The following is a 15919-nucleotide window of genomic DNA, read 5'->3' as shown; positions in this document are numbered from 1 at the left end:
GCCCGCGCGGTCCGCACCTTGCGGGCGCTGCGGCAACGCCCGCTCAAATCTTGCGCGCCCACCCGCCCGCGTGACGCATAATTGGAACGGAAAAGCACCGCCCCGGCGATCATCCGTCGTAAGGAGACCATGGCATGAACAGCACGCACGCGACCCTGCAGAGCAACGACCTCTCCCGCGCCATCGAGGTGGAGGTGTACGGTGACGCGGGTCAGCCCGTCATCGTGCTGCCCGAGGGCGACTCCTCGTTCGCCAGCTGGTCGGAGGGCGGCATGATCGATGCGCTCGCCCCGCTCGTCGACTCTGGCATGATGCGCCTGGTCTGCACGGACTCAGTCGACCTCATGGGCTGGTACTCGCGCTACGCCGTGCCGGAGTATCGCCTGTCAAACATCAAGAACTTCTTCAAGTTCGTCGAGAAGGACCTGCTGCCCTTCGTCGCAAGCACGTGCGGGGACGATCGTCCGCCCGTGCTTGCGGGCGCGGGCATGGGCGCGCTGAACGCGTGCGTGCTCATGCTGTCCCGGCCGCAGCTCTTCGGCGGGCTCCTCGCGCTGTCGGGCACGTACGACGCGCGCCGCTTCGTCGTGGGAGAGCTCCCGGAGGGCTGGGAGGACGTCTCCCCGGTCGACATGGTCCCCGCGCTTCCCCAGCGCGGCAAGGCGGTCCGCCTGCTCAGCGGCCTGCCGCTCGCGTTTGTCTGCGGCCAGGACGCAAGCGAGGACGGCATCGACACCCAGCGCGCGCTGGAGCAGGCGTTTGAAGACCGCGGCATCGACGCCACGTTCGAGTACTGGGGCTACGACGTCCGTCACGACTGGGAGTGGTGGCGCAAGGAGGCCGCCGAGATGCTCCCCGCGGTGCTCTCGCCGGAGGGTCTCGCAGACCGCAGGCTCAGCGCGTCGCTCGCCTACGCGGAGCGCGAGGCAAAGCACGCGGCCGCGCAGCTTGCTGACGCACAGGCACGCCTTTCCGCGGCGAACGACGCGCTGAAGATCGCGAAGCACGACCTCGACGTCACCGCCAGGCGCGCAAAGCAGGAGGAGAAGAGCGTGACCACGTGCGGCGAGGCCGAGGCGGAGCTCGTGAAGGCCGCCCGCGTCGCATGGGCGGAGCGCGACCGCGTGGCGAAGCTCCTGCACGAGGCGGACTCCGCGGCAAACGATGCCCAGGCGAAGGCCGACGCAGCCACTAAGTCCCGCCGCGACGCGGAGTGGATCCTGGGCGAGGCGCGCGCGGCCGCATCGGCAGCCAGGGCCAACAACGAGGCCGCGCAGGAGTCCGTCGTGGCGTGCGAGGAGGAGGCCGCGGCTGCCACCAGGGAGGATGCGCTCGCACGCCAGCGCCTGGAGGACACCCGCGCCCTCATCGAGGAGGAGCGCTCCAAGGCGAAGGCCGCGGCGGAGCATGCGCTCGAGCTTGCGCAGAAGCCAGCTACGAAGACGACCGCCGCGAAGACGCCCGCCGCTAAGAAGCCAGCCGCCAAGAGGACCACGGCATCCAGGAAGCCGGCGGCGACCAAGAAGCCGGCAGCCGCCAAGAAGCCGGCGGCCACGAGGTCCGCGGCAACCAAGGCGCCTGCAACCAAGAAGTCGGTCGCGAAGAGCGTGCCCGCTCCGGCGAAGAGCGCGTCCGCTCCCGCGAAGAAGGCGTCCGTCCCCGCTGGGAAGCCGGCCATCAAGCCCGCGGAGTAGCCCTTCTCGCCCAGCGCGCCATCCGGCCAACTATCTGCGCAAACGCATGCCCAAGCGCACCGTCCCGCGGGTCGACCTGCGGGACGGCGTCGTGCGTCGCTGGGCCCTGCGGCCGGTCTACAGCCAGACCAGGTTCGCGAGCCCCACCACCAGGGGCACGGTCACGATGGAGAGCAGCACGGACACCACGACGGTCTCGACGGCGTACGCGTAGTCCGCGTCGTGCAGCTGCGCGTACACGGCGACGTTTGCGCCCACGGGGCACGCCGCCGCGATCAGCAGGGCCATGCGCATCTGGTACGGCATGCCCGGAATGACGGAAAGCAGCGCGAGCGAGAAGAGCGGCGACACCACGATGCGCGCCAGCGCCACGCGGTAGTTTGCCACGCGCGCAAGCATGCGGCGCACGTCCGTCTGCGCAAGGTAGACGCCGATCATGAACATGGCGAGCGGCGTGTTGAGCGCCGCCACGTCGTCGAGGCAGGTGGTGACGACGTCCGGCAGGGGAGGCTGCGTGCAGAACAGGGCGATGCCCACGAGAGACGCGATCATGAACGGCGCGGTCGCCACGTCGTGCAGCACCTGGCGCGGCGTGGGTGAGGGCTCCCCGTTCTGGCGGGTCAGGAGCGACACGCCGTACGTCCACTGCCCAATGTTCATGAGCGCGATGAACCCCACGTTATAGAACACGCTCTTAGCGCCGACCGTCGCGACCACGAGCGGTATGCCAAAGAAGCTCGGGTTGCTGAACGTGCCCGCGAAGTTGCCTATCGCGTCCCTGCCGCAGACCACGCGCGCCACCACCGCCGCCAGCACAAGCAGCGCGAACGCGACCGCCGTGCCCATCGCCAGCGCAAGCGCGTGCTCCGGCGTGCGCTCCACCATGAAGCTCTTGACGATGACCGCGGGAAGCGACAGGTAGATGAGCACGTTGCCGATGACCCGGTTTCCCTCCATCGATATCTTGCGTGCCCTGAACATCGCGAAGCCCACGCCCACCAGCACAAACATTACGAGCACCTGCTTCGCGAGCACGATCGACATCTGCATGGGCGGTTCCCTCCGTTGGGCGCGCGGCGCCTGATCACCAACGCCCACACATGATAGGACGGCGGGCGCGCCCGGGGTGCCGCGGGGATGGTCGCATGCAGAACGAACGTCCTTCCATGCGGAATGTAAGATGCAGTATTAGGCCAACTTGTACTCTATTTATAAGACATTTCGCTACTTACCGATTATTTAACCTGCAGGTATCCCGTATTAATTGAATATCTGCAGTAAAATGTCTAACATTCCCAAAAAGCGGCAGCCGCACACCGCGGGGCGGGTGCGGTCGCCGCGCCGCAAGGCGTATAGGATCGATTGGAGCCCACCATGCGCAAGACCAAGACCTTCGAGGGCAAGCGCCACGTGTACGACACCGACAAGGCGGAGGAGTGCGGGCACCGTGCCTTCGGCGCGTTCGGCGACCCGGACGGCTACGAGGAGACCCTCTACAAGACGAAGGGCGGGCTGTACTTCGTGCTGGGCACGGGCGGCGAGGCCTCCCCGTATCCCGCGCAGGACATCAGGCCGCTCACTGCCGTGGAGGCAAAGCGGTTCTAGCCTGGCGGCCTCGGCCACACAAGCATGGGGCGGCGCCGGCAAGACCCGCCCCTCTATATATACACGGTTCGGTCCTTGCAATGCGGCACGGGTTGCTTCATCGTTGATGTCGTGCGCGGGCGTGCCCCGCGTTCCGCAATCCCAAGGCTGGAGGCAGCAACATGGCAGAGCAGCGCAGCGACGTGATTTCCTGGGACGAGTTCTTCATGCGGGTGGCATTTGCCGCCAAGCTCCGCAGCAAGGACCCCAACACCCAGGTCGGCGCCTGCATAGCCGATACCGACCATCGCATACTCTCCGTGGGCTACAACGGCACGCCGCATGCCATAACGGACGAGGCCTTCCCCTGGGGCGACAGCGACGACCCCCTGAACGACAAGCACAGCTACGTCATCCACGCGGAGGCCAACGCCATCCTCAACTTCCGCGGAAGCCTGAAGGACATGCAGGGCGCCACGGTCTACGTCACGCTCTTCCCGTGCCACGAGTGCGCGAAGCTCCTGGTCCAGGCCGGCGTTGGCGAGGTCGTCTACCTGGACGACAAGTACGCCGGCACCATGGACAACCTCATCAGCAAGCGCACGCTGGACTCCTGCGGCGTCACGTACCGCAAGGTGCACATGCCCCACGGCCTTGCCTAGGCCCTCCGGGCGAGAAGGGCGCGGCGCACCATGCGCATCCTCATGTTGGGCAACAGCCTCACCACGGCCCATGGGCTTCCGGACGCCCTCGCGCACGAGCTTGGCGCCGAGGTGCGCGTGCACGCCCGCGGCGGGGCGCGCCTTGCAGAGCACCTCAACCCCAAGACCAGGAACGGCGCCCGCACGCTCGCGGCGCTTGCAAACGAGACCTGGGACTTCGTGGTGCTGCAGGAGATGTCCCACGCCCCCGCGACCACGCCCGCGGCATACCTCGCAAGCGCTTCTCGCCTGTGCGCGCTTTCGCACGCGGCCGGTGCCGCGCCCGTCGTGTACGCCACGTGGGCGTATCGCGACGGATGCCCTAAGCTGGAACGCCTGGGCATGACGTACTCCCAGATGCACGCCGCCATGCACAATGCGTTCGCGCGGGCGGCGTGCCAGGGCGACGCGCTCTTGGCAGACGCCTGCGACGCGTTCTGGGGCGCGGCGGACCCCGCGGCCCTCTATGCTCCGGATGGCGTGCATCCCAGCGAGGCCGGCGCACTTCTCGCCGTGCGCGTGCTCGCAGAAACAATGAGGTCCGCGGGGTCCGTATAGCAGGTGCTTCGCGCGATGCGTGGTGGCGGGGTGGCGCCACGTGATGCTGGTGGCGCCGCGTGCTACTTCACGTTATAGAACGCGTTCCTCCCCAGGAACTCGGCGGAGTCGCCCAGCCGGTCCTCGATCCTCAGCAGCTGGTTGTACTTGGCAACGCGGTCGGTGCGGGCGGGCGCGCCGCTCTTGATCTGGCCGGCGTTCGTGGCAACGGCCAGGTCCGCGATGGTGGTGTCCTCGGTCTCGCCGGAGCGGTGGCTCACCACGGCGGCATAGCCGGCGCGCTTCGCCATCTCGATTGCCTCCAGCGTCTCGGTCAGGCTGCCAATCTGGTTCACCTTGATCAGGATCGCGTTCGCGGCGCCCAGCTCGATGCCCTTCTTCAGGCAGGCGGTGTTCGTCACAAACAGGTCGTCGCCCACAAGCTGGACCTTCCTGCTCAGGCGCTCCGTCAGCTTCACCCAGCCGTCCCAGTCCTCCTCGGCAAGGCCGTCCTCGATGGAGACGATGGGGTAGCGGTCCACGAGCTCCTCCCAGTAGTCGATCATCTGGTCGGTCGTGAGGCTCCTGCCCTCGCCCTTCAGCTCGTACAGGCCGGTCTCCTTGTCGTACAGCTCGCTCGTGGCGGGGTCCATCGCAAACGCGAAGTCGCGGCCCGGCTCGAAGCCTGCCTCGCGCACGGCGCGCATCAGGTACTCAAAGGGCTCGGCGTTCGTCTTCAGGTCGGGGGCAAAGCCGCCCTCGTCGCCCACGCCGGTGGAAAGGCCGGCCTTGCGCAGCACGTCCTTCAGGGTGTGGTACACCTGGCTCGACCAGCGCAGCGCGGTCTTGAAGTCGGGCGCGCCAACCGCCATGATCATGAACTCCTGGAAGTCCACGTTGTTGTCCGCGTGGACGCCACCGTTCAGCACGTTCATCATCGGCACGGGCAGGGTGTGGCCGTTCGCGCCGCCCAGGTACTCGTACAGCGGCAGGTTCGCGCTCGCGGCTGCGGCGCGCGCCACGGCAAGCGACGCGCCCAGGATGGCGTTTGCGCCCAGGCGACCCTTGTTGGGGGTGCCGTCCGCCGCGATCATCGCGCGGTCCACGGCGCGCTGGTCGGTCGCCTCCATGCCAACCAGAAGCTCGCGAATCTGGCCGTTCACGTTCGCGACGGCATTGAGCACGCCCTTGCCAAGGTAGCGGTCCTTCTCGCCGTCGCGCAGCTCAACGGCCTCGAACTCGCCGGTCGACGCGCCGGAGGGAACGATGGCGCGGCCAAACGACCCGTCCTCGAGCGTCACCTCCACCTCGACGGTCGGGTTGGCGCGAGAATCCAGCACCTCGCGTGCGTATACGTTCTTGATCTTGCTCATGTCGGTCTCCTTACCGATTGTTTCCTCCATTAACTCTCACAACCTCATAATACCCTCCATTAGGTAGGAATTACATCGGTTGAAAAAATGAAGGCAGGCTGCTGGTTCGTGTACAAGTGCCGTGCGCCAAGCCAAGCGCAGGGCGAGAAGGGCAGAGGAAATCACTTGAGGGTCACAATGAGTTTCTAGTCTTAAGTTGCATGATGGGTTGCTGCTGAAATCGCAATTGCATAGGTACGTCATTCGTACCAAATAATCTGTCGTTCGTGTACCACAAACAAATTGAAAAATAAATAGCAAGTCGCGCAACATCACGCTCGCAGCGAAAAATCAACCGCTCGCATATTAAATACGTATTGCATGCAGCAATCTAAAGGGCTTACGAAGTCCTGACGTAAACTGCTGTCAGCTTCTTGGAAACGTTTTCAGCGGTCTCCTCCTGGTTGGAAACGTTTCCGTTACAACGGCTCGATCAGATATCGATGTGTATTTGGCATCCTGTACGGCATGGAGAGGCATGGCAAGAGCCCGCAAGTGCCTGTCAAGTGACGGGAAACTACGCTTAACGTTCCCTTCGTCATGGTTCTACAGTCCGCGCGTATGCCTAAACTCACGTCGCTAGTTTGACGTTTTTGATACAGAAGGTATGTAAGGCGGATTGGAAGGCACGAGAACTTATGAATAGGGATGCATCTAAAGAGCATGCACGTCCCCATAGCAGGAGGAGTATCCAAAAGAGCCAGAAGTTTCATGCGCTGGAGCTTACGGCTACCTGCTTCAGTGCGCTGCTTATAACGCTCTCGCTCGTGCTTCCCGCCTTTGCGTCCGGCGTGTCAAGTGACCAGTCGCGATCATCCGACATCGCCGTCCAGACTGACGACAGCTCAAGCTCGTCTCAGGATTCTTCCTCCAGCGAAAATAGTCTCGGGGGGGGGGTCGCTCACTGAAGCCTCTAGCGGTTCTGCTGCAAATACATCTGCGGATTCATCGTCCTCTAGTTCCAAGATTGCACCCGATACAGTTGTAAAAAGAAGCCAATCCAAACAATCCAGTTCTTTAAGTAACCCATCGGGTACGCCGATCGACGGCTCGAACATCTCGACTCTTTTCAAGAACAGCAACGGCGGCACGTACTATCTCACCGACCGTGTTACGACCTCGGACCCCATCTACATTAAGGGCAACACCACCCTCGACCTTAACGGCCACGGACTCGAGTACAAAGGCTCTGAAAGCAGCCCCACCTTCATCTTTGTCCAGAACGGTGCCACCCTTACGGTGACCGACTCCAAGCCCGGCACAACGGTCGAGACAAACCCCGGTACTTCCGACGTAACCGGCCACGTGGCAACGCTCAACTGGAACGGCAACAATCCCTCCTCGCTAACGTACTACGTAACGAAGTCCGACCCCAATTCCGAGGGGCTCGGAACGACCGAAACGCTTTATCAGGAGCAGTACACCCCCGGTGGGTTCATCGTTGCCGGCTCTAGCAAAGCGAGCGCGGTCGTAAACGTTGCGTCTGGTTCGACCTTCAACCTGAAGAGTGGGCTTCTTACCCTTAAGAATGCGTACACCGCGGCTACCAGCAACATTTATCCGCAGGTCGTTTACAACGAGGGTACTTTCAACATGAGTGGTGGCTGCCTCGCAGGCGTTACCACTTCCTATCGTGGCGGCGGCGTGCGCAGCGTCTCGGGTAGCACCATGAACATGTCCGGTGGCGTAATTGCGGACAACACCGCAGTGTCCGGCGGCGGCGTGTACATGGATAGCGGCACCCTCAACATCTCGGGAGGGACCATCTCGGGAAACTCCGTGAGCGCAGCAACCTACTCCACCCAAGCCGAGGACGGCTATGGTGCGGGAGTCTTCGCCATTGGCTCGTCCGTAACCGTGAGTGGCGGCTACATAACCAACAACAGGCTCAACGCCCAATACTCCATACAGGGAGAAGGACTTATTGGCGGCGGCGGAATGGCCGTATTCGGGAAGAACTCCGCAGGCGCCCTCACCATTTCCGGTGGCTATATTACGGGCAATTACTCCCAGGCAGCCGGCGGTGGCGTGTATGCCGGTCGTTATGGTGTGGGACTCGGTTCGTTTAGCGTAACCGGAGGCACCGTCGCCGCAAACGTTGCGCAAACGGGCGAAGGCGGCGGAATCCGCGTTTCGTCGGGCACCACGGGGACCTTCGTTGTAAGCGCTGGCCAAAAGGCATACGTCACGAACAACAAGTGCAACTCCACGTATGACTGGGGCGGCGGCGGTGTGTTCGTGCAGCAGGGCGGCACGCTCGTGGTGAAGAACTCGCTCATCACCAATAACACCGCCGGCGGCTACGGCGGAGGCGTGGCGGCCTGCCCTACGGGCCAAACGGTCGTGACCCACGTAAACGGAACAGCAATCTATGGGAATACGGATGCGGGATCTTCGGAGAGCGCCCACATGTCCAGCGGCGGCCACGGCAAGAACATGGACTCAACCGTTGCGTATGACAGCCCCGCGTTCCGCACACACGGCCATGCTGACTACTTCCTGGTGAGGGCACGCACCAACACCGATTACATCGCGGCCATCACGGGCCAAATGCTTGGGAACGGCGCGGCCAACTGGTCGGGCTCCATCGATGGCACGCCCACGTCCATCGATCCGACTTCCGGTGCCGAGGCCAAGTACATGGTGGGTCTTACCGCCAGCCCCGACGACGACGCCAAGGCTGCCGCGAAGACTGCGGCAACCATAATCTTCAGCGGAAACTACTCGTATAACCACGGCGGAGCCATTATGACCAACGGTGGCCTCACGCTGGGAGAAGTTTCCGAGGTCAAGATTTACCCGGCCATGACGTTGGACGCGACCAAGTCGCTTAAGCAGGACGGTAGCACTGCAACCCTTTCGAATCGCGAGTTTACGTTCGAGCTGCTCCGCGCCACGAGTGATTCCCAGAAGCCCTCTTGGAATGCGGATGGAACGCTGAACGCCGGTGGGTGCATCGTGTCCAGCGAGGTGACCAACGACGAAAACGGAAACATCCACTTCGAGGTGGGCGAGGACTACGCTGCGGGCAGCTACATGTATTACCTGGTAGAGGTACCTACCTCAGCGTCTGACATCACGTTCGACAAGACAATCTACCGCATTGACGCAACGGTAAGCGAGAACACCAGAAAGCAGTTCAAGCTGCTAGGAATTACTTTCAAATATTATGAGGTCACGAATCTGAGCGTAACGAAGTACACGTACACAAACGAAGGCAGCGAAACAAGCGAGACCTTCTCGCCAACGTACACGGTTGAGAACAACACCGTTGGGCTCGCGTTGTATGGCAGCCAGAGTGGCACCGCGGCGACCTTCTCGAACGTAAAGGCACCGTATGAGTCCACGGGCTCGTTCACGCCGCGCGTTACCAAGGCAGTAACCGGCGGCGACATGAAGGAGTTCACCTTCGAGCTCTTCACGAAGGACTCGGCGGGCAACGAGACGCAGGTAGAGACTGCCACCAACGACTCCGATGGCAACGTGAACTTTGCGGCCCTTAACAAGAAGGCCGGCGTTACGGCCGGCGCCGGGCGCGTGGCGCTAACTGGCGGCAAGCGTGGATACACGACTGACACCTACTACATTCGCGAAAAGAACGATAAGAAGACCGGATACACCTACGACACCACTGTCTACAAGGTGAACGTTACCTGGCAAGACGACGGCAACGGCAAGCTTACGCCGATGGCGACGTACAAGAAGCTCGACTCGGATGGGAACGAGACGAGCGAGGCCGGCAACAACCCCACGTTCAACAACAAATACGCCATCACTCTCCCGAGCGCCGGACAAGCTGGCATCACCATCGCGTACATCGCGGGTGCTGTGGTTCTGGCCTACGGCGTGTGGAGGCTGGTCAAGGCCCGCGGAAAGTCCCGCAGGGGAGGTGAGTGACGATGACGAGAAGAACGAGCCACCTTGTCAGCGTCATTCGCGCCATCGCGAGCGCGATCGTGGCCCTGGGCTGCATGGCCGCCCTCGTTGCCGCGGCCCCGGCACCGGCGGGTGCGGCCGAGGTCATCGTCACCGGTGACAACGCCACCCACTACCTGGCATACAAGGTCTTCTCGGCCAACGTGTCCGGCGGCAAGGCCACAAACGTCGCCTGGGGTTCGGACGCTGCGCGCAAGGCCGCGGAGCAGGCCGGCGCCCCCACGCAGACGGCGCAGGACGCCGCGGAGTGGATGGGACGGAACATCTCGGACGGCAGCGCCGCTGCGTATGCGCTTGCGCGCGCCCTCATGGCGTCCGATGCCGGCGCCATGCACGTGACGGCGGGAGAGCCCGTGACGCTCTCTGCCGGCTACTGGCTGATAGTCGCGGACGAGTCCCGGCTCGGCGAGTCGCAGTCTGGCACGGCGCCCGTCTTCGTGCTGCTGGGCAAGGGCGACAGCAAGGCAATCGCGCCAAAGTCCGCCGTCCCCACCGTCACGAAGCACGTGCAGGAAAACAGTACCTCCGCGTGGCAGAAGGCAGCGGACGCCACCGTGGGCGACAACGTCTGGTGGAGGCTCGAGGCGACCGTGCCCGCGGGCACGCAGGGCTACTCCGCCTACGACGTCGAGTTCGTGGACCAGATGTCCGCGGGGCTAGCGGCTGGCAAGGTTGCGTCGACGGCCCGCGTGTACGCCAAGGCGGGCACGGGCTCCGCGTGGGCCGCGTCCACGGATGCGGCGGACACCACGGCCAAGGGCTGGACGGACGTGACCTCCTCGTGCACGATCGAGGTATCCGGCCAGAGATTTACGGTAAAGTCCCCGGACCTCGTGTCCCTGCTGGGGGCGGATGTGTTTGCGTCCAAGGGCGCGCAGGTGTGCGTCGTCTATAGCGCCTCGCTCAACCAGCGGTGCAACCACGGCGCCGCCAAGGGCAACCCCAACGAGGTCTACCTGCGCTATCCCGCGTCGCCGCTCGGTCATGGCAGCTACCTCAGCACCCCTAAGGACGATGCGACTGCCTACACCTGGGACGTGCGCCTGACCAAGCGCTCCTCCTCTGGCGACGAGCCGCTCTCCGGCGCCGTGCTTAGCGTGACGGACCCGCAGGGACGCCACCTTGCACAGGACGGCGGCTGGTCCAAGGCGGCCTCGACCGTCACGACGGACGGCAACGGCCGCGTGACCCTCAGCGGCGTCGACTCCGGCACCTACAAGGTGGTCGAGGTGCAGGCCCCCAAGGGCTACCAGCGCATCGAGGGCACCCGCAAGCTCGTGCTCAAGGTGGATGGCCTCGACGTCGCGCAGGTAGCCTCCGCTCACCCCACGCTCACGATCACGGCGGAAAGCCCGCTGCGCGCGGACTCCGTCGACACCTCCACCAGTCTCGCCCATGCGAGCCTCATCGACACCCCCACGCCCCCGGGCGTCACCCCGCCCGGCGGAACGGCCGTCGTCAAGACGGGAGACCCCAACAACCTCGCGATCGCCGTTGCGGCGACGCTCGTGGGATGCGGATTGGTGGTGATGGGCCTGAAGGTTAGGAGCAAGAGGCAGGAAGGCCATCGCTAGCGAGAAGGACGCGGCGTCCCGATTTAAGGCGGGCCACAGGACCAAGCCCCACCAACACCCAAGGCGGGGACCATCACCCAGAGCTAGGTAATCATGCGGATGCGTCCGCTGACAGAAAGGAAACGAACATGAACAAGCACACCATCGCACGCGCGGCCGTCTCGGCCGGACTCGCCGTCGCAATGACCCTGGGCTCCGTCGCTCCGGCGACCATGGCGTGGGCGGACGAGGCAGTCGGCCCGAACGACAGCATCACCATCACGAACGATGCAAGCAACACAACCTCGTACGACGGCTTCCAGATTCTTACCGCCACGGTGAATCCGGACGGTACTGCATCCAACCTCGCTTGGAACGATGCATACAAGGCGACCGTCCTCAGCGTTCTTCATGAATATGGTTTCGATGCCAATGACTCGAACGCGCAGGACGCCGTCGAGTTCATGAACAGGTACTTCAACAGCTCGAAGGCTGAGATTGATGCCAAGACGCCGTCCCCGTTCACCGGCGACAGGACTAAACTCGGCAGCGGCACCCTCGGCGAGGCCATTGCTACCGCCCTGAAGGACGCCACCCCCACCAAGCGGAGCTTCACCGGGAACTCCGGTGTCCTTTCCCAGGGCTGGTGGCTCTTCCTTACCGATGCTAACACGGTGAAGAAGGACTCGGATACCACGACGGACAAGACGCCCGGCGAGACCTTCACGTCTCCTATCTTTGCGCTGGTGGGCGGTACCGCGAAGACGGTTGACGAAAAGACGAACGTTCCTACCGTAACGAAGCGGGTCAAGAACGATGCGTCCCGTAGCGACTGGAGCTACTACGCGGACTCCCAGATGGGCCAGCAGATCGACTACAAGCTCGAGGGTACCGTCGCGAGCAACATCGCTACCTACGACAAATACTTCTACAAATTCACGGACTCGCTGAGCGCCGGCCTCACCGCTGATACGAACAGCGTCAAAGTCTATGCGGTGAACAACGGCACCGAGACCGAGATCGACCCGTCGAGCTACACCAAAGACTACGACACGGCCACGAACGTCCTCACCGTGTCTTTCACGGACCTGAAGAGCGCGTTCGTAAAGGGCTCCACCACCGAGAAGGCCACGATTAACGCTGACACTACCGTGCGCGTTACCTACCAGGCAAAGCTCGACACCGACAAGGCGTCCAAGGTCGTGGTCGGCGGCAAGGGCAACCGCAACGAGGTCACGCTGACGTACTCCAACAATCCGCAGTCGACTGGTACTGGCACCTCCGTGCCCAGCAAGGTCCGCGACTACACCTACAAGCTCAACCTCCTGAAGGTGGACCAGGGCACCGAGAGGGCGCTCCAGGGCGCGAAGTTCTACATTACGGCGAGCACGCCAGACGAGGGAGCAGGCACGACGCCCCAGTACGTGCAGGCAAACGGATCGCTTGACGCTACTGAGCATGATTTTGAGACTAACGCCACTGGCTACATCAATGTTTCTGGCCTGGACGCCGGCACCTATACCGTGCACGAGGTAAGCGCTCCTTCGAGGGACTACTCCACCGTTCCCGACTTCACCTTCACGATTTCGGCAACCGCTCCTAGCGAGCAGGATGCAGACTCGACCAACGTCTCGGTGACCACGAGTGTTGCTGCTGCCAGCAGCTCGAACAGCATCACTGGTCAGGTTATTGCCGGTACCCTGGATGGAAACGCGGGTGACAACACGCTTAGCGCCGCAACGAATAGCGCCACCACTAACGACGGTACCGTGAACGTGGTCGTCGGCAACAAGAAGTCCGTCGGCCTGCCGCTGACCGGCCAGGCGGGCATCGGCGTGACGCTTGCGGTAGGTGGCGTCGTCCTCGCGCTCGGCGTGTACCGCGTCGTGCGCAGCCGCAGGGAGCAGGACGCAGAGTAGATTCAAGTAAACTTTCCTAGCGGAGAAGGGCGATCTTCTCGGTAGTATTGAGGGACCCTGCGAAGGCGGGGTCCCTTTTGCGAGGGGGGCGGGGCCCGTGTGGGCTCCGCCGGACGGACGGCGGCCGAAAGGTCGCGTTGGGGGGATGCGATGGCTGAGCACCTTGCGGCAGACGGCAAGGCCAAGGGGCGGAAGGGCCGCGGCGGGCGGCGCAAGAGGCTGCCGCGCTGGGCGGACCGGCTGATAACCGTGGTGATCATCCTGATCGGTGCGGGGCTCTTGGTGTGGCCGTGGGTGGCGGATAGGCTCCAAGAGTCGGGCGTGTTCAACCAGATCACGACGGTATCCGGCAACATCGACGCCATGAGCAAGGAGGAGCGGGCGCGCTACCTGTCGCAGGCGCGCGCGTACAACGCGGTGCTGGCCGGCCAGACGCCAAAGATTCCCGCGGACCAGATTCTGCCGTACGCGCAGCAGCTCACGTTTGACCGCGACCCCATGATGAGCTGGGTGGAGATCCCCTCCATCAACGTGAGCATGCCCATCTACCACGGGACGAGCGAATCCGCGCTGATGGCGGGCGTGGGACACCTGGAGGGGACGAGCCTGCCCGTGGGCGGGAAGTCTACGCACTGCGTGCTGACGGCCCACAGCGGCATGAGGAACCTGAGCATGTTCGACGACATCCGCGAGCTGGAGCCGGGCGACCTGGTGCTCTTGCATACCATGGGGCGGACGCTGGCGTACAAGATGGTGGACTCGGAGGTGGTGTGGCCGGACGAGGTGGGCTCGCTGGGGATAGAGCAGGGGGCCGACAAGGTGACGCTGGTGACGTGCACCCCGTACGGCGTGAACGACCACAGGCTGCTGGTGCACTGCGTGCGCACGAAGTACGTGCCGAAGCAGGCCGACGCGCAGCGTAGCATCGCGCACAGGCACTGGGGCAGGCGCGAGATCGCCGCGGCGCTGGTGGCGGGAACGCTCGCTGTGGTGGGGTTGGACGTGGTGGTGCACCGCGCGCGGAAGAGGCGCAAAGCCGCTCGGAAGGCGGCGCGTGCGGCCGGCGCGGGCGCTGGCGGTGCGTAGGCGTTTACGGTCTCTTGAGGAACCACTTCCACGCGGGGACGACCGAGACGGTACCGTTTTTGGTATCGATGTCCTGCTCCTCGCGAAGCGTCACGATGGAGCCATGGGGGAGGCGCGTGCGCTGCATGGCGGCGTCGAGCGACTCGACCTCGCGTCGCCTCGTGCGTTGGGACTCGATCGAGACGGACACCTGAAGGAGCTCGTACGGCTGGCTGGGCTGCCCTTCTCCCGCATAGGCCTCGCCAACGAGGAAGTCGACCTTGCGACCGCGCGTGCCGGGTTCCGTGTACGAGGTTATGGAATCAGTGCGGGTGCCTGCCAGCCGTCGCCTGAGCTCAAGGTAGACGGCGGTCTCGAGGCGCTTGTCCACATCCTCCTGGCTTGCGCGTGACACGGCGAGCGCAAGGCCGGGGTCGATTGCGTACAGCTTGGGAGGGTTGCCGGTGCCAGGCAGCAGCTCGCGGCTGTACTCGAACACCTCGAAGTAGAGGTAGGCCTGCCTGAAGAGCTGTGCCATCTGGCTCGTGCGCTCCCAGCCGATGGTGTTGCCGGCGTCCTTGAGGGTCTGCATGATGCCGTTTACGGACATCTCGCACGAGGTGTTGCGGAGGATGAGAAGGGCCATCTGGTTTGCGAGCGGGATGGAGGGGCGGGAGAGCCTGTCTGCCACGTCGCGTGCGACGACGTCGCGAACGTAGCCCTGGAGGACCTCGATGCGCGTGGGCGCGGAATCGCCCTGGATGCCAGGAAAGCCTCCGGTGACGAGGTAACGGTCGAACAGGCCCTCGAGCGCGGTGCGTTCCCGTGGCGAGGCGGCGTCAGCCTGTACGTGGCCTACGCAGGCGTCTGCGGCATCTGGAAGAGCGTCTTGGTGAAAGCGCAGGTATTCCGCAAACGAGAGGGGCAGCATCTCGTGCGTGTGGGAGCGCCCGCGGAAGTTGGTCGCTATCTCCTCCGAGGAGACCTTGGAGCTTGAGCCTGTGACGCAGAGCGTCACGCGCTCGTTTTCTGCCACGCGACGGCAGGAGCTCTGCCAGCTGGGGCAGTCCTGAACCTCGTCGAGGAAGAGGTACGCGCCCTCCGTGCGGGCCTGGGGAACCTGGCGCCAGTACTCGTCGAGCACTGCGTCGATTGCGCGAAAGCCATCGCGCTCCTGCGGCAGGCGGTCATCCGAAAAGTCGAAGTAGAGCATGCGGTCGCGCGGCACGCCGGAGCGAAGGAGCCCGGCCATGACCTGGAAGAGATAGAAGGTCTTACCGCACCTGCGCATGCCTGTGATGATTTGGACCCGGTTGAAGCGCTGCGGGGAGGGAGGCTCCTCCATGATGGGGTCGCGTTCGACGACGGGGGGAATCTCCTGCTGCATGCGCTCTGCGACGAGCTCCCGAATGACGTCCATGTGTATCCTCCTCTTCTGGTGTAGAAGAGATTATACCCATATATCTTCTGCTGCAGAAGAGTATGAACGCAAATGTCTTCTGCTGAAGGAGAAGTGAG

11 protein-coding genes are annotated in these 15919 nt (G+C 63.7%); 8 read left to right on the top strand and 3 right to left on the bottom strand.

Features of this window, described 5'->3' with window-relative positions:
• Positions 1-134: 134 nt before the first annotated feature.
• Positions 135-1694, top strand: a complete 1560-nt coding sequence (locus ACTQWE_RS05700) for an alpha/beta hydrolase-fold protein (protein WP_441856438.1) — start codon at positions 135-137, stop codon at positions 1692-1694.
• Positions 1695-1811: 117 nt separating this feature from the next.
• On the opposite strand, the gene ACTQWE_RS05695 is transcribed toward ACTQWE_RS05700, so the two are convergent.
• Entirely contained in the window at positions 1812-2744 is a 933-nt protein-coding gene (locus ACTQWE_RS05695; protein WP_441856437.1) for an AEC family transporter, read from the bottom strand.
• 324 nt (positions 2745-3068) lie between these two features.
• On the opposite strand from ACTQWE_RS05695, the gene ACTQWE_RS05690 reads away from it, so the two are divergent.
• From ACTQWE_RS05690 to ACTQWE_RS05680, 3 genes are all read left to right on the top strand, one after another.
• Positions 3069-3299, top strand: coding sequence for a hypothetical protein (locus ACTQWE_RS05690; protein WP_441856435.1), 231 nt, complete (start codon positions 3069-3071; stop codon positions 3297-3299).
• A 161-nt stretch (positions 3300-3460) separates the two neighbouring features.
• A complete protein-coding gene (locus ACTQWE_RS05685) occupies positions 3461-3940 on the top strand; it encodes a deoxycytidylate deaminase (protein WP_441856434.1) in 480 nt (159 codons plus the stop codon).
• Positions 3941-3970: 30 nt separating this feature from the next.
• The gene (locus ACTQWE_RS05680) at positions 3971-4537 is read left to right on the top strand and encodes an SGNH/GDSL hydrolase family protein (protein ID WP_441856432.1); all 567 of its coding nucleotides are present in this window, start codon (positions 3971-3973) and stop codon (positions 4535-4537) included.
• A 62-nt stretch (positions 4538-4599) separates the two neighbouring features.
• Here ACTQWE_RS05680 and eno read toward each other — a convergent pair whose 3' ends face one another.
• On the bottom strand, positions 4600-5889 hold the full coding sequence (gene eno, locus ACTQWE_RS05675; protein ID WP_441921409.1) for a phosphopyruvate hydratase: 1290 nt from the start codon (positions 5887-5889) through the stop codon (positions 4600-4602).
• 1278 nt (positions 5890-7167) lie between these two features.
• Between eno and ACTQWE_RS05670 the strand changes: the two genes are divergently transcribed.
• The 4 genes from ACTQWE_RS05670 to ACTQWE_RS05655 all read left to right on the top strand — a co-directional run bounded on the left by ACTQWE_RS05670 (position 7168) and on the right by ACTQWE_RS05655 (position 14422).
• Entirely contained in the window at positions 7168-9825 is a 2658-nt protein-coding gene (locus ACTQWE_RS05670; RefSeq protein WP_441856428.1) for a Spy0128 family protein, read from the top strand.
• A 2-nt stretch (positions 9826-9827) separates the two neighbouring features.
• The gene (locus tag ACTQWE_RS05665) at positions 9828-11438 is read left to right on the top strand and encodes an isopeptide-forming domain-containing fimbrial protein (RefSeq protein ID WP_441856426.1); all 1611 of its coding nucleotides are present in this window, start codon (positions 9828-9830) and stop codon (positions 11436-11438) included.
• 128 nt (positions 11439-11566) lie between these two features.
• Positions 11567-13336 carry a SpaA isopeptide-forming pilin-related protein gene (locus ACTQWE_RS05660; protein ID WP_441856424.1) on the top strand — a complete coding sequence of 590 codons (1770 nt, stop codon included), beginning with the start codon at positions 11567-11569 and terminating at the stop codon, positions 13334-13336.
• A gap of 150 nt (positions 13337-13486) precedes the next feature.
• A complete protein-coding gene (locus tag ACTQWE_RS05655; protein ID WP_441856422.1) occupies positions 13487-14422 on the top strand; it encodes a class C sortase in 936 nt (311 codons plus the stop codon).
• A 4-nt stretch (positions 14423-14426) separates the two neighbouring features.
• Here ACTQWE_RS05655 and ACTQWE_RS05650 read toward each other — a convergent pair whose 3' ends face one another.
• A complete protein-coding gene (locus ACTQWE_RS05650) occupies positions 14427-15821 on the bottom strand; it encodes an ATP-binding protein (RefSeq protein ID WP_441856420.1) in 1395 nt (464 codons plus the stop codon).
• Positions 15822-15919 lie beyond the last annotated feature (98 nt).

Origin of the sequence: Parafannyhessea sp. LCP19S3_B1 (genome assembly GCF_052121955.1) — a bacterium.
Taxonomy (GTDB): Bacteria; Actinomycetota; Coriobacteriia; order Coriobacteriales; family Atopobiaceae; genus Parafannyhessea.
This window is presented reverse-complemented; position numbering and strand designations above follow the sequence as displayed.